This window comes from Acetobacter senegalensis (genome assembly GCF_001580995.1).
GTDB classification, from domain to species: domain Bacteria; phylum Pseudomonadota; class Alphaproteobacteria; order Acetobacterales; family Acetobacteraceae; genus Acetobacter; species Acetobacter senegalensis.
Genome location: NZ_LHZU01000115.1, coordinates 19460 through 42706 on the forward strand (window position 1 = coordinate 19460; position 23247 = coordinate 42706).

17 protein-coding genes and 1 tRNA gene are annotated in these 23247 nt (G+C 57.3%); 6 read left to right on the forward strand and 12 right to left on the reverse strand.

The window, feature by feature from the left end; translation table 11 throughout:
* Nucleotides 1-90: 90 nt before the first annotated feature.
* The 3 genes from gltB to AD948_RS05405 all read right to left on the reverse strand — a co-directional run bounded on the left by gltB (nucleotide 91) and on the right by AD948_RS05405 (nucleotide 7244).
* On the reverse strand, nucleotides 91-4647 hold the full coding sequence (gltB, locus tag AD948_RS05395; protein WP_061471029.1) for a glutamate synthase large subunit: 4557 nt from the start codon (nucleotides 4645-4647) through the stop codon (nucleotides 91-93).
* Nucleotides 4647-6095 carry an NAD(P)-dependent oxidoreductase gene (locus AD948_RS05400; RefSeq protein WP_045541598.1) on the reverse strand — a complete coding sequence of 483 codons (1449 nt, stop codon included), beginning with the start codon at nucleotides 6093-6095 and terminating at the stop codon, nucleotides 4647-4649. The genes gltB and AD948_RS05400 overlap by 1 nt, the downstream gene beginning before the upstream one ends.
* Nucleotides 6096-6290: 195 nt before the next feature.
* Nucleotides 6291-7244, reverse strand: coding sequence for a complex I NDUFA9 subunit family protein (locus tag AD948_RS05405; RefSeq protein ID WP_045541621.1), 954 nt, complete (start codon nucleotides 7242-7244; stop codon nucleotides 6291-6293).
* A 294-nt stretch (nucleotides 7245-7538) separates the two neighbouring features.
* On the opposite strand from AD948_RS05405, the gene AD948_RS05410 reads away from it, so the two are divergent.
* Both AD948_RS05410 and AD948_RS05415 read left to right on the forward strand, forming a co-directional pair.
* A tRNA-Leu gene (locus AD948_RS05410) sits at nucleotides 7539-7625 on the forward strand.
* Between the two features lie 693 nt (nucleotides 7626-8318).
* Nucleotides 8319-9368 carry a sensor histidine kinase gene (locus AD948_RS05415; protein WP_169797386.1) on the forward strand — a complete coding sequence of 350 codons (1050 nt, stop codon included), beginning with the start codon at nucleotides 8319-8321 and terminating at the stop codon, nucleotides 9366-9368.
* A 320-nt stretch (nucleotides 9369-9688) separates the two neighbouring features.
* Here AD948_RS05415 and AD948_RS05420 read toward each other — a convergent pair whose 3' ends face one another.
* From AD948_RS05420 to AD948_RS05445, 7 genes are all read right to left on the reverse strand, one after another.
* A complete protein-coding gene (locus AD948_RS05420) occupies nucleotides 9689-10459 on the reverse strand; it encodes a hypothetical protein (protein WP_082782313.1) in 771 nt (256 codons plus the stop codon).
* A 458-nt stretch (nucleotides 10460-10917) separates the two neighbouring features.
* A complete protein-coding gene (locus AD948_RS18850; protein WP_254909390.1) occupies nucleotides 10918-11040 on the reverse strand; it encodes a hypothetical protein in 123 nt (40 codons plus the stop codon).
* A gap of 178 nt (nucleotides 11041-11218) precedes the next feature.
* Nucleotides 11219-11779, reverse strand: a complete 561-nt coding sequence (locus AD948_RS05425) for a hypothetical protein (protein WP_061471032.1) — start codon at nucleotides 11777-11779, stop codon at nucleotides 11219-11221.
* 67 nt (nucleotides 11780-11846) lie between these two features.
* A complete protein-coding gene (locus AD948_RS05430) occupies nucleotides 11847-12143 on the reverse strand; it encodes a hypothetical protein (RefSeq protein ID WP_061471033.1) in 297 nt (98 codons plus the stop codon).
* On the reverse strand, nucleotides 12140-12556 hold the full coding sequence (locus tag AD948_RS05435; protein ID WP_061471034.1) for a cell wall hydrolase: 417 nt from the start codon (nucleotides 12554-12556) through the stop codon (nucleotides 12140-12142). The genes AD948_RS05430 and AD948_RS05435 overlap by 4 nt, the downstream gene beginning before the upstream one ends.
* Nucleotides 12553-12945, reverse strand: a complete 393-nt coding sequence (locus tag AD948_RS05440) for a hypothetical protein (protein ID WP_006558323.1) — start codon at nucleotides 12943-12945, stop codon at nucleotides 12553-12555. The genes AD948_RS05435 and AD948_RS05440 overlap by 4 nt, the downstream gene beginning before the upstream one ends.
* Nucleotides 12946-13238: 293 nt before the next feature.
* Entirely contained in the window at nucleotides 13239-15575 is a 2337-nt protein-coding gene (locus tag AD948_RS05445; protein ID WP_156478942.1) for a TonB-dependent receptor, read from the reverse strand.
* Nucleotides 15576-15705: 130 nt separating this feature from the next.
* On the opposite strand from AD948_RS05445, the gene AD948_RS05450 reads away from it, so the two are divergent.
* Genes AD948_RS05450 through AD948_RS05460 form a run of 3 tightly spaced genes read left to right on the forward strand, consistent with a single transcriptional unit; the run spans nucleotide 15706 to nucleotide 17822 of the window.
* The gene (locus AD948_RS05450) at nucleotides 15706-16038 is read left to right on the forward strand and encodes a hypothetical protein (protein WP_061471035.1); all 333 of its coding nucleotides are present in this window, start codon (nucleotides 15706-15708) and stop codon (nucleotides 16036-16038) included.
* A gap of 15 nt (nucleotides 16039-16053) precedes the next feature.
* On the forward strand, nucleotides 16054-17550 hold the full coding sequence (locus AD948_RS05455) for a PepSY-associated TM helix domain-containing protein (RefSeq protein ID WP_061471036.1): 1497 nt from the start codon (nucleotides 16054-16056) through the stop codon (nucleotides 17548-17550).
* On the forward strand, nucleotides 17547-17822 hold the full coding sequence (locus AD948_RS05460) for a hypothetical protein (RefSeq protein ID WP_061471037.1): 276 nt from the start codon (nucleotides 17547-17549) through the stop codon (nucleotides 17820-17822). The genes AD948_RS05455 and AD948_RS05460 overlap by 4 nt, the downstream gene beginning before the upstream one ends.
* A 243-nt stretch (nucleotides 17823-18065) precedes the next feature.
* Here the strand turns inward: AD948_RS05460 and AD948_RS05465 are convergent, their stop codons facing one another.
* Both AD948_RS05465 and AD948_RS05470 read right to left on the reverse strand, forming a co-directional pair.
* Nucleotides 18066-19739 carry a S10 family peptidase gene (locus AD948_RS05465; protein WP_006560171.1) on the reverse strand — a complete coding sequence of 558 codons (1674 nt, stop codon included), beginning with the start codon at nucleotides 19737-19739 and terminating at the stop codon, nucleotides 18066-18068.
* Nucleotides 19740-19844: 105 nt separating this feature from the next.
* Nucleotides 19845-20642, reverse strand: coding sequence for an N-acetylmuramoyl-L-alanine amidase family protein (locus tag AD948_RS05470; RefSeq protein ID WP_156478944.1), 798 nt, complete (start codon nucleotides 20640-20642; stop codon nucleotides 19845-19847).
* Nucleotides 20643-21459: 817 nt separating this feature from the next.
* On the opposite strand from AD948_RS05470, the gene AD948_RS05475 reads away from it, so the two are divergent.
* A partial coding sequence (locus AD948_RS05475; RefSeq protein ID WP_156478943.1) for an Rne/Rng family ribonuclease occupies nucleotides 21460-23247 on the forward strand: 1788 nt, incomplete at its 3' end.

Sequence of the window (23247 nt, forward strand, 5' to 3'; positions counted from 1 at the left end):
CACACTGCGAACAGAACAGGCGGGGAGAAGGCTTTCGCCCCCTGCCCCGCCCGTTTGCGGCTGCCCTGTTCAGTGTGCCTTGCAGCCTGTTCAGGCAGACTGTTTCTGCGCTTCCTGCAGCACCTCAAAGCCGATAATCCGCGCATAATCCTGCGGGACAATCTGCCAGAAGCGCGGCAGAACCTCATCCCACTTGTGCAGCAGCATGGTGGCGTAGGGGGAGCCCGTTTCTTCAACGTGGCGTTCCACCAATGCTTTTAGTTTATCTGCCCATTCGCCCTGTGCAACGCGCGTCCAGAGCAGAGACTCCGGATTCACCTTGCGTTCAAAGCTGTTGTCATCATCCAGCACAAAGGCCATGCCGCCGGTAAAGCCCGCGCCAAAATTGTCACCAATAGGCCCAAGGATCACCACCGTGCCGCCTGTCATGTATTCACAGGCGTTAGACCCACAGCCTTCAATCACGGCAACCGCGCCAGAGTTACGCACGGCAAAGCGCTCACCGGCCTGGCCTGCGGCGTAAAGCTCGCCCGCCGTGGCACCATACAGCACGGTATTGCCGATAATGGCGTTCTGGTTGCACACCAGCAACGAGGACGGAGACGGCCGCACGCTGATGGTGGCGCCGGAGAGGCCCTTGCCCACGTAATCGTTGGCGTCGCCCAGCACTTCCAGCTTGATGCCCTGCACCGCAAACGCCCCCAGAGACTGCCCGGCAGACCCGCGCAACCGCACCGTAAGGTGGCCCGGCGCCAGCGTTTTCATGCCAAACTGCCGCACAATCAGAGAGGACATGCGCGTGCCAATGGCGCGCTGCGTGTTCTGCACATTGTAGTGCAGTTGCATTTTCTCCCCGTGGTCAAACAGCGGCTTGGCATCACTGATCATCTGCGCATCCAGCGTGTCCGGCACCTCGTTCCGGCCATCCAGCGTGCAGTAACGGGCAAACGGCCCCGGATCTGCCTGAGAGAGCAGAGAGTTCAGATCCAGATCATCCAGATAATCCGCACCACGGGAGACCTGCCGCAGCAGATCGGTCCGGCCGATCACCTCGTTCAGGGTCCGGAAGCCCAGAGACGCCAGAATATTGCGCACATCTTCCGCAATGAAGGAGAACAGGTTGATCACCTTCTCCGGCGTGCCTTCAAACTTCTTGCGCAGTTCTTCATCCTGAGAGCACACACCCACCGGGCAGGTGTTGGAGTGGCACTGCCGCACCATGATGCAGCCCATGGCCACAAGGCTGGCCGTGCCAATACCAAACTCCTCGGCCCCCAGCATGGCGGCAATCACCACGTCACGCCCGGTCTTGATACCGCCATCCGTGCGCAGCTTCACGCGGTGGCGCAGACGGTTGAGCATCAGCACCTGATGCGCTTCAGCCAGACCCAGTTCCCACGGCAGGCCCGCATATTTCACGGATGTCTGCGGGCTGGCCCCTGTGCCGCCGGAATGACCGGAAATGAGGATGGCATCAGCTTTCGCCTTGGCCACACCTGCGGCAATGGTGCCAATGCCAGACCGCGCCACCAGCTTGACGGTGACAGTCGCCTCCGGATTGATCTGCTTCAGATCATAGATAAGCTGCGCCAGATCCTCGATGGAATAGATATCGTGGTGCGGCGGCGGAGAGATCAGCGTCACACCCGGCGTAGCATGGCGCAGCTTGGCAATAAGCTGCGTCACCTTGAAGCCGGGAAGCTGCCCGCCTTCACCCGGTTTAGCACCCTGCGCCACCTTGATTTCAAGCTCACGGCAGTCATTCAGATACTGCGCGGTCACCCCGAAGCGGCCTGATGCCACCTGCTTGATGGCGGAGGATGCGTTATCACCGTTCGGGCGCGGCTTGGCGCGTGCCGGGTCTTCCCCACCTTCACCGGAATCAGACTTCGCGCCAATGCGGTTCATGGCGATGGAGAGCGTTTCATGCGCTTCCGGGCTCAGCGCGCCCAGCGAAATGGCAGGCGCAATCAGCCGCTTGCGCAGCAGAGTGATGCTTTCCACTTCATCTACCGGAATAGGCGTACGCCCTTCACGGAAGTCCAGCAGATCCCGCAGAGCCACAGGGGGCTGCGCCCGCACGGCATCCGCATAGCGTTTGTAGATGGTAAAACTGTCCGTTGCCACTGCGGTTTGCAGCATATGGATCAGCGTGCCATCAAACGCGTGCTGCTCCCCACTGCGCCGCATTTTATACAGGCCGCCCACCGGCAGGGCGAGGGTTGTGGCATCCCATGCCTCGCCATGGAAGGTCAGCACATTGCGGGCAATACCGGAGAGGCCGATACCCGAAATACGGGACGGCATGCCGGGGAAGAATTCCGCCGTCAGCGCGCGGGAAAGACCGACCGCTTCAAAATTGCACCCGCCACGGTAAGACGCCACAATGGAAATGCCCATTTTGGACATGATCTTGAGCAGACCCTTGTCCACCGCCTTGCGGTAGCGTTCCATGCATTCACGCAGGCTGAACGTGCCAAACAGGCCCCGACGGTGCCGGTCTGCAATACATTCCTGCGCCAGATACGGGTTAACCGTGGTGGCCCCTACCCCGATCGTGACGGCAATGGCGTGTACATCAAGCGCTGTGGAGGTCCGCACGTTCAGGGACGTGAAAGTCCGCAGGGACGTGCGCACCAGATGCGTGTGCACCGCGCCAGTGGCCAGAATCATGGGAATATAGGCACGGCTGGGAGACTGGTTCTCGTCACTCAGGAACACATGCGTGCACCCGCCGCGCACGGCTTCTTCCGCTTCACGCCGGATACGGGCAATGGCTTCGCGCAGTCCTGTCTCGCCATCCTTTACCGGGAAGGTGCAGTCAATCACGCAGCCAGAAGCACCGCAGAACGCCCGCAGGGATTCATACTCGCCAGAGGTCAGAACCGGGCTGGGCAGTTGCAGCATTTCACACTGGTCAGCAGACTGATCCAGAATATTGCCCAGATTGCCCAACCGGGTGGCAAGGCTCATCACCCGTGATTCCCGCAGGGAGTCGATCGGCGGGTTGGTAACCTGACTGAACCCCTGACGGAAATAATGCGCCAGACCCCGATAACGGGGAGAAAGCACGGCCAGCGGCGTATCATCCCCCATGGAACCAATGGCTTCCGTGCCATTTTCAACCATGGGCTGCAGGATGGTTTCCAGATCTTCCAGCGTGGTGCCGACGGCCAACTGGCGGCGGCGCAGTTCCTCGCCCTGATAATTCACAGGCTCGGTCACATCAGAGCGCACAATGGAACCAATTTTCTGGATACGCCCCACCCAGGAGGAAAATTCCTGACGGGCGGCCAGAAGATCCAGCAGTTCTTCATTGCCATACAGTTTGGGTGTTTGCAGGTCCACGCCAATCACGTCACCCGGCCCAAGGCGGCCACGCTTGACCACATTGGCTTCGGGCACCCGCACCATGCCGGTTTCAGACCCCACAATCAGCAGGCCATCAGCCGTTACGGTATAGCGCAGGGGGCGCAGGCCGGAACGGTCCAGCCCGGCGATCACCCACCGGCCATCCGTGGCGCACAGGGCGGCGGGGCCATCCCACGGTTCCATCACGGCGTTGCAGTAGGCAAACATGTCCCGGTGGGACTGCTTCATGGAGGAATTGCCCCCCACGCTGGCAGGCACCATCAGCGCCTTGGCCGCAGGCGCGTCCCGCCCGGAGAAGGTCAGCAGTTCAAACACGTTATCCAGAATGGCGGTATCAGACCCACCCGCCTGCACCAGCGGTTTGATATCCTCCATCCACGGGTCAAGCTCTGGATGAGACAGCCGTGTTTCATGGCTTTTCATCCAGTTGACGTTACCGGAAATGGTGTTGATTTCCCCGTTATGGGCCAGCCGCCGGAATGGCTGCGCCAGCTTCCATGTGGGGAAGGTGTTTGTAGAATAGCGCTGGTGATAAATGGCAAACCGGCTGACAAAGCGCTTGTCCAGAAGATCCGGATAGAACTCGGTCAGATGCTCGGCCAGGAACATCCCCTTATAGATGATCGAACGGCAGGAGAGCGAGCAGATATACAGGTCCACCTGCGCCGCAATGGCTGCTTTCTCGATCTTGCGCCGGATGACGTACAGATCACGTTCAAACGCATCTTCCGCCTTGCCGGGCAGATTGCGGATCATGATCTGTTCAATTTCCGGCCGGGTGGCGTTCGCCTTTTCCCCAATGCAGGACGTATCAATCGGCACCTGACGCCAGCCGTAAATGCCGTAACCAAACGCCAGAATCTCGGTTTCAATAATCTGGCGGCACTGTTCCTGCGCGGTCAGGTCCGTCTTGGGCAGAAACACCTGCCCCACAGCAATAATGGTGCCGTCTTCAGGCTGATCACCCGTGCTGGTGATGGCATCGGCAAAGAAATCCTGCGGAATTTCAACGTGAATCCCTGCGCCGTCACCCGTTTTGCCGTCAGCATCCACCGCGCCGCGGTGCCAGATGGCACTCAGCGCCGCAATGCCAGCTTCCACCACATCACGCCGGCTTTTGCCATCAAGGGCGGCAATCAGACCAACGCCGCAGGAATCACGTTCATCCGCAGGGTCATACAGCCCTTCAAGCGCGGCAACGTTGTTGTCCCATGCTTCCAGAAAAGCCTCGGCGCTTTCACCCATTCCGGTGTTCGGGAGCTTGTCCATATCCATTACCCCTGCTCCGCCACGGCATCGGCAGATGCGTTTGCTTTAATCCATTTATGAATGCGTTCGGCGGCATCCCGCCCATCCCGGATGGCCCACACCACAAGGCTGGCGCCGCGCACAATATCACCCGCGGCAAACACGCCCGGCAGGGTGGTCATGAAGCTATCCTGCCGCACCTTGAGCGTACCCCAGCGCGAAACTGCCAGATCAGGCTGTCCCCACAACTGCGGCAGGGGTTCCGGATCAAACCCCAGCGCCGTGATGACCAGATCCGCATCCAGCGTGAAAGAACTGCCTTCCAACGGCTCAACGGACTGACGGCCCGTAGGGTCCGCCATGCCCAGCTTCATGCGGGTGGCGCGCACGCCTGTCACATGGTCATCACCCAGAAACGCTTCCGGGGCGGCCAGCCAGACAAACTCCACACCTTCCTCTTCCGCATTTTTCACTTCCCGTGCGGAGCCCGGCATATTGGCCTTGTCACGCCGGTAGAGGCATTTCACGGATTTTGCCCCTTGCCGGATGGCGGTGCGCACGCAGTCCATGGCGGTATCCCCACCACCCAGCACCACCACGTTCTTGCCTGCGGCATCCAGCCCTTTGGCGTCTTCAGGCAACGTATCACCCAGAGAACGACGGTTGGAGGCGGTCAGATAATCCAGCGCGCGTTCAATGCCGGGCAGGCCAGCACCGGGGCCACCAATTTCACGGGCCTTGTACACGCCAGTGGCAATCAGCAGGGCTTCATGCTTCTTGCGCAGCTCCGCAAACGGGATTTCGCCTTCCGCGTCTCCAACGCCCTGCCCCAGATGGAAGGTGACGCCACTGTCTTCCAGCAGCCTGTGGCGGCGAGAGACAATGTCCTTCTCCAGCTTGAAGCCGGGAATACCATAGACCAGCAGGCCGCCTACGCGGTCATACCGATCATACACATGCACCTGATACCCAACGGCGCGCAGGCGTTCCGCCGCAGCAAGCCCTGCGGGGCCAGCGCCCACAATGCCAACGGATTCCGGCCGTTCGCGCAGCGGACGGGTGGGCTTGACCCATCCGTTCTCAAACGCGGTATCGGTAATGTACCGCTCCACCGCACCAATGGTCACGCTTTCAAAACCGGGTTCAATCACGCAGTTGCCTTCACACAGGCGATCCTGCGGGCAGATGCGGCCACAGATTTCAGGAAACGTGTTGGTGGCGGAAGAGACCTCATACGCCTCCTCCAGCCGACCGTTTGCGGTCAGCATCAGCCAATCGGGGATATTGTTGCCTAGCGGGCAGTGCACGGAACAGAACGGCACGCCGCACTGAGAGCATCGGCTAGCCTGCTCCGCTGCCTTAACCGGTTTGAAATCTTCATAAATCTCATCAAAATCGGCCCGCCGGTTCTGGGCGGTCCGTTTTTCAGGCTGCTGCTGCGCAACAGAGACAAATTTCAGCATCGGTGTGGTCATGCGGCAATTCCCGAAGAAAGGGCGCGTCAAGACAGACCTCGCCCCCAGACAAGCGAACCTCAGGTAGCGCCTTACCCCATGCAATGAAAAGACAGTATTGCTGTCCTTTCTTTCTTTTTTACCGATTCAGATCAAAATAAACCAAAAATCCTATATGATTTAAGTATCAAACCGGACCTATATACCCCTAACCTCTTACTCTGGAACCATAACACCAGATCGACCACCGCCAGCCCGATATCGGTCCAGATAGAAGGGCACAGTGTTCTCAATACTGCGCGGCGCGATACCGAGTTCCTCAAATCCCGGCTGGCCGGGGGGCACCACATTATCCTCGGACAACATCCGCAACTGATCACGCGTGATCAGCTTACCCGGCAGCCGCTCAAAAATACTGGCCTGCAAGGATGCCAGCGCAGAAGGCACAGTAAACAGCAGGCGGTCACGCTGCGTTTCCTTGAGCACCCACTGATAAATCTGCCGCATGGTGAGAACTTCCGGCCCGCCCAGAGACCAGATCTTCCCCGCCAGCGTGGTATCCAGCGCAATGCGGGCCAGTGCCTGCGCCACGTCTCCTACAAAAACCGGCTGCACACGGGTATTGGCGCCATATACCGGCAAGATCGGCAGATAGCGGGCCATGGTGCCGAACAGATTGAAGAAATGATCTTCCGGGCCAAAGATAATGGAGGGCCGCACGATCGAGGCGTGCGGAAGATGGCGCCTAACAGCATCCTCCCCGGCAGCGCGGCTACGCCCGTAAGCGGAAGCGGCTGAGGGAGAAGCCCCCAGGGCGGACATCTGAACAAAACTGTCCACACCGGCAGCGGCGGCAAGACGCGCCACACGCTCAGCGCCCAGCACATTCACGGCCTCCAGCCCCTGCCGGGATGTGGAGCCCAGCACACCTACCAGATTGACGACGATAGACGCGCCTTCCACCACGCAGGCCACGGAGGCATCATCCAGCACGGAGGCATAGAAAGGCGCAATCTGCCCCACCCGCCCCAGGGGGCGCAGAAGAGTTGCACGGTCGGGCCGCCTGCTGGCCACCCTTACGGTATAGCCGGCCTCGGCCAGATTCTGGACCACATACTGCCCAACAAAGCCATTGCCACCCAGAACTGTTGCAATCTTACCTGTGCTCATTCCCAAAAAACCTTCTGCTTCCCTCATCAGGGCTGGGGGCGTCCGGCACGCCTTAATCTTTTAGTGCGCGCCGTCACGTTTCGGTCCGCCCTCTGGCTCCTGCCCACCCCTTTGAAATACGGCCAAAAGCCTTTGGCAGGCGGGCGTTTCAGACTGTGTTCCATTCCACTCCACAGGGCCAGAGCGCGGCACCACACAAATCTGTCAGATATTTTTCATTTTCTCTGTTGACGGCCCCTCAAAGGCAGAGTAAATCCCCCTTCACCACCCCGGAACACTCCGGGTTGCCTCTGAGCCCAGATGGCGGAATTGGTAGACGCGCAGGTTTCAGGTATCTGTGGCCGCAAGGTCGTGGAAGTTCGAGTCTTCTTCTGGGCACCAACATATCGCAGTTTACTGCGAATGTTTACAGGGTTTGGTGTAATTTGGTCGAGTGACTGGTTCACTTGCCAAATTACACCCACCCCCTCTTCTCCTACAGTCCGATTTAATAGATCAAGCGCCTCAACGTTTGGTGCATGTGTTCTGTTCCCATACGCAGTCTTCTCCGCCCTGCATGCAAGAAGCGGCCCGAAGAAGCTGGGGCTAAGTATGAATTCGGCGTTTTACACTGACAAATGGCGTGAGCCTCACCATATGAGTGACACCAAGGGCGCGGCGTTCATGTGCAACACCAAGATCGGCAGGATCTGGTGATCGACCTCTCCCCGCTTTTGAAGCAGCCTCTCCACCCTGCAAGCTGGACCGCGCAGAGAGAGAGAGCAGGACTCGTTTACGCTATCAGGCAACAAGGCAGGAATGTGTCTATTTGTGTGCAGAAAGAAAGAACATCACAAATAAAATAAATAGAAAAAACAGGATGGAAAACATCCACACTATTTTGAAGCATAATTGACTCTCTCATCGAAAATGTTATGAGGGTTTATACAGCGTTAATATATTAGAAATAAATTTTAATGTTTCGTTTACAATTTTCTTATCGCAAAAGTATTTCCATAGTTTCATGAAAATATGGTAATCATAGTTTCCGATTATCTATCGCACCAATACGAGCAGAGCTGAAACATGGGACATATGGAAAAAGCAGCTGAAACTTATGCCAAAGCGCTTTTTCCTGCGTTGCAGACGGTCTCTCCTGCCACGCTTCTTGATCTGCAAAGCGCCATGCTTGATGCCACGCCGGACTGCATCAAAGTTTTATCGCGCGATGGCACGCTTCTGATGATGAATCGCGCCGGCTGCCTGGCGCTGAACGTTCCACGTGAATCAGGCTTTGGCATGCCCTGGCTCTCCCTTCTGCCGCCAGAGGTGTATGAGGAAGGGAAAAAGGCGCTCACAAAAGCCGCCGGGGGTGAGAGGGTCCGCTTTCAGGGCAAAAGTCGTAGCCCGGGCGGCTTCATGTATTGGGACAACATTCTTATTCCGCTGGTGACAACAACGGCTGAAGACGGCCTCACCATTTTATGTGTCTCCCGCGATATCACGCAGACAACCACCCTGCGGCTTGAACTGGAAGAAGCGTTGGAGCGGGAACGCGTGCTAACGCAGGAAATGCAGCACCGTATTGGCAATCTTTTTTCCATTGTAAACGGGCTCGTCTCCCTATCAGAAAGAGAAGCCGCGCAGGCAGGGGATGCACCAAGCGCCACCCATATTCTAAAAGACAAGCTCAGCGCACTTGCCCGCGTCTCCTCTCTGGCACGCCACGGAAAAGGGGATGATCCACTTCAAACGGAAGCCATGGACCTGCGCAGTATTCTTCAGGCGGTGCTGCAACCCTATGGCACGCGCTGCACACTGCATGGAGACGCCATCAAGGTCGCCAAAAATGAGGTGACATGCTTCTCTCTCATTTTCCATGAGCTTGCGACAAACTCCATGAAGTATGGCGCACTGAGCAGTTTCCACGGTCTTGTCTCTCTTGACTGGAAACAGGAGGACGCTCACCTGCGCTTCAACTGGACAGAAACAGGAGGGCCACCAGTTTCCGCCCCACCACACACATTCGGCTTTGGCAGCGGGCTGCTTGATCGCCTTGTTCGTTCTGCTGAGGGGAAGGTAAAAAGAGAATGGCTCCCCGAAGGGTTGAGCGTGAACCTGTGGTTTCCTAACACGGCGGAGTGACCTTATTCAGGGCAAGCCGCAGGGAAATAACAGCCTCCGAGAGAAATGATCCGTTTTTCCTTGCGCCAGAGAGGCCACGCCACCTACGCGGGCTATGGCTTTGACTTCCCCTCTGATCTTCCCGGCCCCCTGCCGATCCCGTTTGCACGACAACGCTCAGAGCGTGAACACCCCACAGGCCCACAAGGCGCATTACTGCCCTTAGAGCATAGGCCCGTCCCCCTTTAACCAGACGGGCCGCTTTTCCACTTATCCCCAGATTCTGCGGATGGTTGCGTGGGTAAGCCTGTGGATAGCGGGTACATTTTTAGGGGATTATGTCAGCAGACCAGAGCCGCCCCCAGAAAAGCAGCGTTCTCGGCCCGCAGCTTTTCCAGATCATCCCCTGTCGGATAAAGGCCACCCGGTAGCATGAGCTGCGGCCATAATACGCCATGCACTTCCATCAGGCGGGACCGTAGCCAGCGCCACGTACATTTTTGCCGCGTGCCCCATGTCAGCAATGTTACCAGATCATCATCCGCCGTTCCGGCATAATCCCAGACCAGCACACAATGTCCGCCCCACGAGCCGGGGCGCTGGTCTCCCGGGCTCAGGGTATCCCACACGCCGGGGGCCTGATCGGCCAGAGCCAGTTGCACTCCCACATAAGCAGCCCCCAGCCCAGCGATGATCAACCGCAAAGTGTTGAAGTCACCCTCCTCTGCCGTGCCCCATAAGGGATAGAAGGTCTGCGTGGTCAGCGCATATCCGGCCCGCCCGGCACATGCCAGAACATCTACTTCCACTCCCCCTTGATCCGTTACCGGACGAGCGGGATCATAGCCGGTGGAGAGGCTGTAAAAATGCAGGGCATCCTGCTCGGTTACGGCAACCTGAAACCCGGCAAGTGCCGCCGTGGCCCGGATATGGTTGCCCAGCCCAACCGATGTGCAGTCCCCCACCCGATCATTGCCCAGCAGGAGCGGTGCCGGGTCAATATGGTCGCGCACCAGACGCGCAGGTGCCTTCCGCGCCATCATCCGTAAACCGGACAAGCGCGGTTGCCCGGCCCGACGCTCCGCGGGCCGACATCCCAATTTTCTCTGCATAACGATCCTGAAAAAAGAAGAAGGCCGTACGGAGTGCCTGTTAGGCTCCTCCCTACGGCCTCAGATTAAAGCATGGGACAGTTTGGCTGGCCGGTTGCACCATTACCAGGCAACATCGCGCCAGAGAGCAAACGTGCATCCCTGCACACAGACAAACTTGATTACTGACGTAACTGGCGCCTCATGGTGGCGTCTTGCTGGGTCTATGCGTCTGACTGAAAGCAAGCGGGATAGAGACGCTTTTTACGCTCCCTACGCATCACGCTTTCAGATTACCCTTTTCGCACAATAATGTTGTCTATCCAGCATGCTTTTCTAGGCTTCCAACACGCGGTCAACGCATGGTGGAAACACCTATACCATGGAAAGGAGACGGTGCCAGAAACGGTGATTGTAAACCCGTCTACCAGCCTCCCCTACGGAAGGCTTTTCCCACAAAAAGCAAAATCGAACGGGCTTTATTTGTTGCGCATCGCCTTGGCGACCATCATGAAGAATACCGCAAGCGCCACGCTGACGGATACAATCAGCCGCGCGGCGGGTTTCTGCTGTTTCTGAAACTCTTCAGACAGTTTTTCCATGATCTGTATCCTCCTTGCTGTAGGGGCACAACGTTCGCCTGAACCTGTTGTTCCCTCCGGTCTATACCCTGTCAGGCGTCTGGCCACTGCCGCTGCCGTCTGCCCCATACGAACAGAATAACCAGCACTGTCTGCGCCCCCATACCCGCCAAAACGCATAGCAGATCACGCAGCACCATCAGCCGGACACCCCAAGCACAGCAAGAGCCGCACTCTCACTCATGCGTGACGACACATCGTTTGCACGCAAGCCCGTGCTCACCATGGCCTGCATAAGAGAGGTAATGGTCTCGGCTGCTGTCATGGCGAGGCTCATCTTGTCACGCACGGTTTGGGAAAGCCCAGCTTCTGCCTGCAACAACGTCCCGGCCGCGCTGAGCACGGTTTCAAAGTCTGCCAGAATGGACTGAAACGCCTGTTTAACGGACGCATTGTTGTAAGAAACCGTCAGACTTCCATTTGCCTGCGTTTTCAGACTATCAAGAGCAGCCAATACGTTTTGTGCACAGGCCTCCACCACAGCCACCAGTGGCGCGCCAATGCCCTGCGCCACATTCGGCACAGCCAGCAGCATCTGCGCAAAGTTGTATCCTGCCTGCGCATAGGCCTCCACCTTGGCGACATCCAAAGTAAAAGAGGTCACAGACCCATGAGTGGTTACAGTGCAGGCGGCCAGAAGTCCGCCCAAGCAGGCCACACTGCCCGACTGCATAAGAGTACGACGTGAAATGTGCGTCATAGTGCGTGTTCCATAAAAAAAGCCGCCATAAGGCAGCCGTGAGTGCGTTTGCGTTTGAAGAGAAAAATTACGATGTACTCTTGCCTGACGGGTCAGAAGACTGTGGGTGCACTGCCGTGTTCTGGCCTGTGGCGAGGTGATTTGCAGCCCACCCGAAATTCAGGCCGATAACAGACACAAGCTTATATGCCGCCATCCACCGTGACCCTTCCTGTGGCGCTGGCACTGCTGTTGCAATGGCCCCGCAGATAATCACCACTGTGCACAAAATGGTATCCCATGGCGCCGGGACTTCAGAAACCACAAGTGGCACAAGCGCAACAATACTGCTGATCTTGCCGCCGGTTACAAGAACCTGCTTCATGATCCTTCTCCTTTAAGGCCGATACGATAAAAGGCGTGATGGCCTATTGTTTTTCTGTAGAACCTTCCGCACGCCCAGACGGGCGGGGCTGTACGACGATCAAAATAATGGTCCGCACCATCCGTAAGATCAGGCAGTTGGCCCAGTTCCATCTGAAACGCCAGCAACAGGGCCTCATGAAACTGTGGGTTTTCTGCTGTTACAGTCAGTAGTTTTTCCCTGTTGGGGTCTTGGTGCCTCCAACAGGAAAACTGCGCCGGTGCCGTGCAGACGGAGATCACATCCCGCCCCCACCATCCCGGCTGAACCACACGGTTATGCACCACATTCAGCACAGCCTGCATGCCCTGAGAGCCTTCTCCCCGCGCCTCACCCCATGCTGTGCGGGCGGCAATATCAACGGGTGTGTTCATGCACCACCACCCAGAACATGCCTCCAGACATGCCACAGAGCATCCCCCATCCGGGCCCAGCCAAGGAGTGTGGTGGCACCTGCAATCACCGTTACGGTAATCCAGTTCGCCAGACGGATGCCGCCTTCTATACGGGCAAGGCGATCAGAAACTTCTGCGTCACGCCTATGGGTATTACGGCTCATGTCATCAACGCGGCTCATGATCTCCTGCCGTGTGCAGGCCGCATTATCATCAACAGCCTGCGTCAGATCCCGCCGTAATTCGGAAAACTGGCGCGAAAGAAGGTCCAGCCCATCGCGCAGATGATCATGCCTGCCTTCCACCCGCGCCACGCGTTCACGCAGCACGGCGACTTCCTCCGCCGTTGCGCATCGATTATCTTGCATGATGTGTGTCCAGAAACAGAAAAACCACCCCGAAGGGTGGTTTCAAAAATGGAAATGTCTGCAAGAGACATCTCCCAAGCTGAATCTGTCTTAAGGCTGACCACGCGCGCACTCAAGCTTGGTGGCGGCATCCCTCCGACACAGAAAACCTTTCAGGCACACACAGATGCAGCTGCGGGAAAGTATGGTTTCTTCGGCTCCCCCTTCTCCCCAAATGGGCTGTGCAACAAACGTTACCAGAGTGCTACCCAGACCATGCCAGCATGGTTGCGCATCACGTCTTTGTCGCTCCTTTACAGGTCTGCCGTGAAGGAGAACTTGAACGTTCTTGGCAAACCCTGAAGCAGATAGCCATTGAATGCGGAAGACCAGTAACGGGTGTTTGCAATATTATCCACCCCAAACCGCAGGGTAAGAGGCTTGTGCTGCACCGCAAATGTATAGCGCATACCCAGATCAAACCGTGTCCACACAGGCAGGTGCAGTGTGTTGGCCGTGTTCACCCACTGCTTGCCGGTATTGACCACACGCCCCACCACGGTGCCGCCTTTGAGGAACGGCAGATCATATTCCAGATTGCCGTTAATGGTGTAATTGGGCACCCCGATCGCGGTATGGCCGTTATCCCCCCCACCTTCCGTACGGCGCAGTTGTGCATCAATCAGCGTGGCGCCCCCATTAAAACGCAGGCCGGGCAAGATCTGCCCATTGATGCTCAGTTCCGCCCCCCGGTTGCGCTGCTTTCCATCCGCACGGAAAATCAATGCCCCTTCAGTCCCATACGGAGCCGTGTAGGAATTAGGTTGGGAGGTCTGATAAAAAGCCAGCGTGGTGGTGAAGCGCCCGATATCATACTTGGCACCAATTTCGTACTGCACACTTTTATAGGGCGGGAAAATCTGGCCCAGATTAACAACATTGCTGCCAGAGGCTGTTGGCCCCTGCGCCAGCCCTTCTATGCGGTTGAAATAAATGGACGTGCGGCGCGTTGGGTGAACAACCAGCCCCACAACGGGGGTAATGGCATCCCGATTATAATGGGCGGTCAGTCCTCCTCCGTTATAGTCATACCCATTGATCAGCATGTTCTGGTACCGGAAACCCGCTGTCAGCGCGATACGATCATGCCAGAAAGACATGGTATCTGAAAAATACAGGCTATAGAGGCGTGTCTGACTGTTGCGCTTGGGATTATTGATGTCTCCACCAACAAAATTCTGCTCCAGCGGTGCAGCGTAGTTGGGGTGATACAGGTTGGTTGCAATGGAAGACCCCCATGCCATGGCATAGGCCGTATCAAACTCCTCCCACAGGCCCGATCCGCCTGCATTCATCTCATGCTTGACCGGCCCGGTGTTGAAGTGCGCCCGCACGCCTGCGCGGGTACTTTCATTGGTCTGCACAACAGGAACATACATGCTGCCGCTGGTGCCATCTCCGGTGCGGCCGTCAGAAATGGTCAGGGAGGAATAATCCCCTTTCTCGTTCCCACCCATGCCGCCAAAAGCTGCATAAGCAGTGAGGTGTTTTGAGAAATCATGCTCTACATTCAGCATACCGAAGATGTAGTTCAGCTCATTATATGTCCATGCCTGCCCGTAATTTCGGGCCGCCGAGGGCACACGCGGAACCTTTGTTACGCCGCTGCCCAAAAACACGCCGGGCCGCCCCCACTCCACACCCTGGTTCTGATAGTTCATGTCAACCGAGATACGGGTGCGGTCATCATGCCAGTCAAAATCAGCACCCAGCGCGGCGCTGTGCCTGCGTTCGTGATCAATTGAACCCTGTCCGGAAAGACCTGCCACATTCAGGCGCAGCCCATAGGCTTTATCCTGCCCGAAACGTCGGCCCAGATCCACGCTGCCGCCACCCGTGGCCTTGCTGGTGTAATCTCCGGTTATACGGGTGATGGGGGTGTTTTCAGCATGTTTGAACATCAGATTGATGTTGCCACCAATGCCCGTGCCACCGGGGGCCGCCCCGTTCAGAAACGCACTGGCCCCGTTGAGCACCTGCACCTGATCATACAGTTGTGGGGACACAAGCTGGCGCGGCGTAATGCCATACAGACCGTTAATGGCAACATCATCCCCATACACGGGAAAGCCGCGGATAATGAACATTTCGGAAAAATTGCCATAGCCATACGTTGTGCGCACGGATGGATCGTTCTCCAGCACCTGCCCCAATGTCTGGGATTGCTGGTTGAGAATAAGGCTGGACGTATAGCTACGAATGTTAAAGGGCACATCCAGCCCCTTTTTGGTGCCAAGCGCACCCAACTGGCCACCGCTGATCACTTCCATCTGGTTGCGGCGTTTGGCTTTGACCAGAATCTGCTCATCCGTATTGGCAGGTGTGGTTCCCGTCTCTGCCTGTGGTGTGCTGGCAGCCGCCACCGTGGCGGTCGGCGGGGCAACGGCGGATGACCCGGCAGACTGCGGAAGCGTGCCAGCACTGCGGGCATTCCGCGCTGCGGCGGACGCTGGCTTAGCTGACACTTTGGCAACAGGCGTTTCTGCCGCATACACCGGCGCAGCGCCCGCCCCGGCAACAACGACAACCGTAGCCAGCAGGATGTGACGCCTACACCGGCCGGAAAGGAACAGGCATCTCATCATGATCATTCACACCTTCAGGAAGAACGTCTCTCGTGCCCCCGTTCATACGCAATTGATAGCTATTCGCAAATGTAATTATTGTCATATGGCCCAGAAGCCTCTGTTCTCCCCCTTTCAACCGCGGTAACAAAACGCCATGCCTGACACCGCCAGAAAACCCTTCGCCCGCCACACGGCCGCCGCCGTGAGCAGACAGAGTGAAAAACGCCGTGCTGTTTACAGGCGCATGGCATGGCTGGCCGCGGCAACGGTGCTTGCCTATCTGATGGCTCATTTTCTTGTCATGCATGCTGTGCTTGGTAACGGTCCGGAAAACAGACTCGCCACCACCATGGCGGAAGCCGTTGCCATAGCCCTGCTGCCGCTTTTGATTCTGTTGGGGTATGGCGCGCGCACCCACGCCTGGGGATTATGGGTTCTGCTTGTGCTGTGCGGCGGAATGGCGCTCTACAATCGCATCGCACCATGACAAACGTTTCTGCTCATGCGTGAAACATTTCGGGTTCATATGGGGTGGTTGCACAGTTGGGTCGGGTTTCTGGCCGGGCTGGTGCTGACATGCATTTTTGCAACAGGCACCCTGAGCGTATTTGACAAGGAAATAACGCAGTGGATGCAGCCGGAGGTCACTCTGGACCACCCACCGGCCCCTACTCCGCTTGCCCTGCAACGCGCAGCCGAAACCACAATGGCGGAACAGGAGAAAGACCTGTTTGCCTTCATAACGCTCCCCTCTCTTCGGGACCCGGTTATCCGCGTGCTGCACTATGACGGGCATGAGTTCATTGGCCCCGTGCTGGACCCTGTTGATGGCCATATCTTTCCCGCGCGCGCCACGGCCGGGGGGCAGTTTTTCTATGATTTTCACTTCGCCTTACGCAATGGCCCTGTGGTGGGGTGCACCATTGTCACGCTGCTGGGCGTATGCCTTCTGGTAGCTGTCGGGTCTGGTATCGCCATTCATATCAAGGCCATGTGGCCTGATCTTATCCTGTTTCGTCCCTTTGGGCCGCGCCCACGTGCGTGGCTGGATGCCCATCTTGTCACCGGTGTTCTGTTTCTGCCGTTCCTGATCATGATGTCCTACACAGGAACAGTTATACGGGCGCGCGGCATTCTGCCGCCCCACCCCTTCCTGCCCGCGCAGCAGACCGAGGCGCCTCCCGCTGCGGCGGCCAGCCCTCCGGCAAAAACAAACGTCTCAGCGCCACCTGCATCTGCCATCCGGCCGCCCACACCCCCGCTCGGGCCATTGATTGCGCAGGCTCAACAAATCCTGCAGGCGGAGCGCTGTGAGTTGATCCTGTTCTCCCCCACCCAGATCCGCATTTTCCGTAGTGATGATGCCAGCCTGTTCTTGACACGCGATCTGGTCACATTCAGCCGTACGGATGGACACGTCATCAGTTCCTTTATCCAGAAAGGTGCGGCGGCCCGTACTCTGGAGCTTCTGCACGGGCTGCATTACGCGCGTTTTTCTTCCGATCTGCTCCGCTGGCTTTATTTCCTCTCCGGGTTGGCCTGCACGGTGCTCATGGGCAGCGGTCTGGTGCTGTTTCTCATGAAGCGGCGTAAGGCATCCGGCCAAAAAATCCTGTTCCGTACAGCAGAAGGTCTGACTATTGGGCTTCTGGTGGGCCTTCCTCTGGCTATTACCGGACTGTTCTGGGCCAACCGCCTGCTGCCTCTTTCCATGAATGCGCGCATGGAAGCCGAAATTCAGGTGTTTTTCATGCTCTGGGCTTTCTCCGCCCTCCACGGGCTGATCTGCGCGCTCAGAAATACGGCGTACTCTGGCTGGCGCGCGCAACTTGTGGTGCTGGCATTCATGGCGCTTGGTCTTCCAGTTGTGGATGGTCTTACACACAGCCACGGCTGGCTACAGGATGCGGGCCGCTATTATACACTTGATGCGTTGGTCATGTTGACTGGACTGGCCGCACTAATCGTGTTTCAAAAACTGCGTAGGCAGCCCTCATGATCGCACTCTGTGTTTTCCTTGCGTGGGCCAGTGCTTTCTGGGCACATGAATGCCTGCAGCCCCGTACCAACAAGCTGTTCCCCCTCACAACAGGTAGCAAAAGGCTCTACCAATGTGTACGAGCCTGCGCCCCTGCGCTCGCACTTCTCCTTTGCCTTTACCGGGATTTTGAGGAGGGTGTTCTTTATTGTCTGGGTTTGGGCGCTGTAGCAGGGCTTGCCGTTAGTCTTCTTATGGCGGCCCTGAAGCACAAACAAAGTGGGCAGCTTTAAACAGGGCAGGCAGTCTTTGTGCTTACCGACAAAGCAAGGAATACACCTCCCTCCCCCGTTCCAATTTTACGCAGTTTGTGGACTATTCACATCATAGCAGTCTGCAAAGAAGACCGCTAATAATGCCTGTCAGGAAAGCGTGATACCCGAAGGCGAGAGCACGAAAACGGACACGTTCAGATACAAAAAAACCGCCAGATGAATCTGACGGTTTTTTCTGCAACCACGTAATTTGACGCTTTCTTACTTTCCGGAAAGCGGAGCATACGTGCTGGTAATGAACTTAGCCACGTTATCATGCAACTGGGCCAGAGAGTCCTGATGCGCATAGACCATGTGCCCGGATTCATACTGCACAATCTGAATATTCTTGCTCAGATCATGAGAAATCGGCAGATGCCGCATTTCATAAATCCCCTCGAAATACGGGGTTCCCAGATCATAATAGCCCTGGTTGAGCATCACTTTCAGGCTGGTGTTATGCTTCATGGCCGAGGCCAGATCAGGCAGCACATTTACAGCCCCATGGATGGGGAAATCCGTATTCGGCTGCGCGTGTGAGAAATCCCACTTTGTAATGGCGTCTGAGAAGAATTTGTATTCCTGATACCCATCACCCACCACGGAGCTATTGCCGTAATGCAGCGTGTTGCGCGCGTAATCATTAAACGCAGCAATATAGGCGGAAGACATGGCCGAAGATTGCGGATCATAAAACGGATATTGGGAAAGCTGGTCCATGGTGGGGCCAGAGAAGCGGCTATCCAGACGCCCTGTATCAACCCCTTTATCCCCAAGAAGGGTTTTTTCAAATTCTCCGCCGTTTACGCGCAGATCGGCCTTCTTGATGTAGTCCACAGGCAGGCCGGTATAGTCATGCAGTTTCTGGGCAATGGCATCCCGTTTTTCTGGCGTGATGCTGTTTCCATCCTGCAGGGCGGCCGTATAGTCCGTTAGCGCAAAATGCTCTACTTCCTGCAAGAAGCCCTTCAGATCGCTCGGCTGATTGGGAATACGCTTGTGATACCACGCCGTGGCGGCATAGCTGGGCAGGGCCAGCACATAAGGCTGATCCACCGAGGGGTTCATCTGCGCGGCATCAATATCGTTATCGTAGTTCAGAATTTGTGAGAGCAGGATAACGCCATTCAGATCAATGCCTTTATCATCCGCCAACTGGTTGGCAACAATGGCAGAACGGGTGGTGCCGTAGCTTTCCCCAAACAGATATTTGGGGGAATTGTAGCGCCCATAGCGGGAGAGAAACTGGGCAATGAAGTCCGTAAAGGCACGGGCATCTGCATCCGTGCCAAAGAACGTTTTTTCCTTGTCCGTGCCGGTCAGACGGCCATAGCCGGTGCCGGGCGCATCAATAAACACAAGGTCAGATACATCCAGCAGACTGTCATTGTTGTTCACAATGGCATAGGGCGCGGCAGGTGTGTGTGCATCATCCGCCGTAACAACCTTTTTGGGGCCAAACGCACCCATATGCAGCCATACGGTGGAGGAGCCGGGGCCACCATTATAAATGAATGTAATGGGGCGATTTTCCGGGCGAACACCTTTCTTGAAATAGGCCACATAGAAAATGGAAGCCGCTGCTGGTGTTTTTTTATCCTTGTCCTCATCAGGCAGAACGGCGTCATCCCAGCCTTTAGGATGCACAATCAGGGTGCCGGAGACAGCCTGATAGTCAATATGCGCCCCATGCACGGTAACGGAGCCGGTGGAGGTCACGCTCTGCGGTTTGGTAAAAAAGTCTGCCGCGCCATCCTTGGCCTTGGCAGTTTCAGCAGCGGGTTTAGCGTCTTCAGCCCATGCGGCTGGCTGCGCCACCAGCATACCGGCCCCCAGCACGGAAACGCTGGCCAGAAGGGAGGCCAGTTTTACGCCGGCACGATAGCTCTGTTTCATCTCTTTGCATCACTCAGTCATGTTATAATATTTCATTTTATAAACAAACCGAGCCACCCGCCAAGAGGGTTCCTTTCCGTTTGGTAACAATTTTACCGTTGTCTTTTACCCCAGCCCAACCCCGGCGGAGGCAAAATAGCGGTTGACCGCGTTACACATGGCCCCCGCCACCATGGCCCGGTGCCCGGCCTGCCGCAGTGCGGCTTCATCCAGCCGGTTGGACATGAAGCCCATTTCCACCAGAACAGATGGAATCTGGGCCGATTTCAGCACGGCAAATGCGGCATGCCGATGTGGGTGCGGCAACAGCGCAATACGCGTTTGGAAGGAAGACACCACGGCACTGGCCATATGGGCCGAACCACGGCGCGCCTCTTCCGTCACCAGACTGGCCAGAATCTGCTGCACTTCTGGCGATGCCCCCTGCACCAGCGGGCCGCCAAACCGGTCCGCACTGTTTTCTGTCTGGGCAAGGGCCGCAGTCTGACTATCTGATGCGCCATGGGAATGTGTGTAAACGCTTGCCCCCCGCACAGAGGCATTATGCAGCGCATCCGCATGCATGGAGATAAACAGAGAGGCTCCATGCTGCTGCGCCAGTTCCACGCGGCCATCTAACGGAATGAAGCGGTCAGACGTGCGCGTCATCGCCACGCGGTAGCGGCCCGTGCCCACCAGTTGGCGTTGCAGTTCCGCCGCCGCAGCTTCCGCCACGTGTTTTTCATACGTGCCAGAAAAGCCAATGGCTCCGGGGTCCTTCCCGCCGTGGCCGGGGTCCAGCATGACCAGAGGCAGGGCTGGCTTGGCCTTGCCCACAATGGCAGGGGCTGACAGCGTATGCTTTGCAGCGCCGCTACCACCATGCGTGGCGGCCTCCGCCACAGAACCAGCCGCCCCCAACATCACCAGACCTGCCCCGCCCCTGATGAGCCCGCGCCGCGTGGGCAACAGAAGGGAACCTGCCGAAAAACCGGCCTTGGCATGATATGGGAACACGCTGCTTTGCTCCTTTGGCTCCAGCCCTGCGGCATCCCCTTCAGCAGAACTGCCGGGAGAGACGCCAGTGGCGACCTGACACAAACCGCCCTCTGCAGCAAAGGGGCCTGCGGCCTCCGCTGCCTGGCCTTTCAGCCCGGATGCCGTAGCCCTATCGCTGGCCCGCACAGGGGCTGGCGCTCCCTCCACCGTATGGAACGCGGGCATGAAGAAAGGCTGTAATGGCTGGTGCTCTGGCGGCATGATTTCTCGCACCCTGAAAATTGCGACGATACTGAAGAAAGATAATGTCCAAACCATGACACCGTAGAAAGGTCTAAAAAACAGTTATTCTGAATGGCTTGCGGTTTGTTGCACTTTGCGTCATGGTGAGTAGGCATGGCCCAAGGCAGATTGCCCGTCATGCATCCTGTTTCCGCTCCTTTTCACGTCAAAGGGCGCGGCTGGCGTTACAGCGCCGCCCCGCGCGGATGGGAGCAGGAAATTTTGGTTGAAGGATACATGACCATCGCCCGGAGCCTATACGTTGAGCGCATGACCAGAGGGGAAACAGACTCCTGTTTTCGTGCCTCTGCCGTCACCTCACTGTCCGGGTTGGCCGCTGCCCCTCATTATGTCGTAAATACCTATTCTCGCCTGCCGGAAGAGCCCCCGTTCCGTGCCCACCCGCCCAAGCGGACGCACCGGACAGGCCGGCCACCGGCACACCGGAGTTTTTCTTTTTATGTCAAAGCGTATGCTGATCGATGCGACGCACGCGGAAGAAACGCGCGTTGTCGTTATGGATGGAAACAGACTTGAAGATTATGATGTTGAAGCGGCTGCAAAAAAGCAGCTCAAAGGAAACATCTACCTTGCCCGCGTTGTTCGCGTAGAGCCCAGCCTTCAGGCCGCCTTTGTTGAATATGGCGGCAACCGCCATGGTTTTCTGGCCTTTAGCGAAATCCACCCGGACTACTACCAGATTCCGGTTGCCGACCGTGAAAAGCTACTCGCGCTGCAGGCTGAAGAAGAAACCCTGCTGGATGATGCCGACAACGGGACCGATGAGACCGAAGCTGAAACGGATCTGACGGAGTCTGACGAGTCCGAAGACGCGGAAACCGAAGCCTCCGCCGAAGGGAACGAAGACGCTCTCCGCGCCAATGGCCGCAGCAAGACCCCTGATTATGTCGGCGGTGAAACCGATACCGGCGAAGAAGCGCTGATCCAGAAGCGGATTGCCCGCTTCATGCGCAACTACCGTATTCAGGAAGTCATCCGTCGCCGTCAGGTGCTGCTGGTTCAGGTGGTCAAGGAAGAACGCGGCAATAAGGGTGCGGCCCTTACCACTTATATCTCGCTGGCTGGCCGCTACTGTGTGCTGATGCCCAACGCGCTGCGTGGCGGCGGGGTTTCCCGCAAGATTACATCCGTGGCAGACCGTCGCCGCCTGCGGGATATTGTGTCCGACCTCAACCTGCCCCGTGGCATGGCCATGATTGTGCGGACGGCAGGTGCCCAGCGCCCCGGCCCGGAAATTACGCGCGACTGCGAATATCTGCTGCATCTGTGGGATGATATTCGTGAACTCACACTTCAGTCGGTCGCACCCGCGCTGATTTACGAGGAAGCAAGCCTTGTAAAACGCGCCATCCGCGATGTGTACACGCGTGAGATCAATGAAATTCTGGTGGATGGGGAAAGCGGGTGGAAAGCCGCGCGGGACTTCATGCGCCTGCTCATGCCCCAGCACGCCGAGAAGGTGCGCCTGTGGAACAAGGAAAACCAGCCACTCTTCACCCACTATCATGTGGAAGGGCATCTGGACGCCATGTTCTCGCCCGTGGTTTCCCTGCGGTCTGGCGGGTATCTGGTTATCAACCAGACAGAAGCCCTTGTTGCGATTGACGTGAACTCCGGCAAGGCCACAAGCCAGCGCAACATTGAAGAAACAGCCTTCCGCACTAATCAGGAAGCGGCTGATGAAGTCGCGCGCCAGCTCCGCCTGCGTGATCTGGCTGGCCTGATTGTGATCGACTTCATTGATATGGAGTCCCGCCGCCACAACACCATGATCGAGCGCCGCCTGAAAGACGCGCTGCGCCATGATCGCGCCCGCATCCAGATGGGCTCTATCTCCCATTTCGGGCTACTGGAAATGTCTCGCCAGCGGCTTCGTCCGTCCGTGGCGGAAGCCGCGTTCACGCCCTGCCCGCACTGTCAGGGCACCGGCATGGTGCGTGGCATTGAAAGCTCGGCCCTGCATGTGCTGCGCGCTGTGGAAGAAGAAGGGGCGCGCCGCCGCGCGTCCGCCATTACGGTGCATGTGGCCGGAGAGATTGCGCTGTATGTGCTGAACAACAAGCGCGACTGGCTGGCGGAAATCGAAAAACGCCACCACATGGAAATCCTGTTTGCAGCGGATTCCTCTCTGCCTATCCCGGAAATCCGGATTGAGCGCCGCCAGCCCCCACGGATAAACCGTGCGCCAACCGTTCTGGCACCCATTGAAAATGTGGTGGCAGATGAA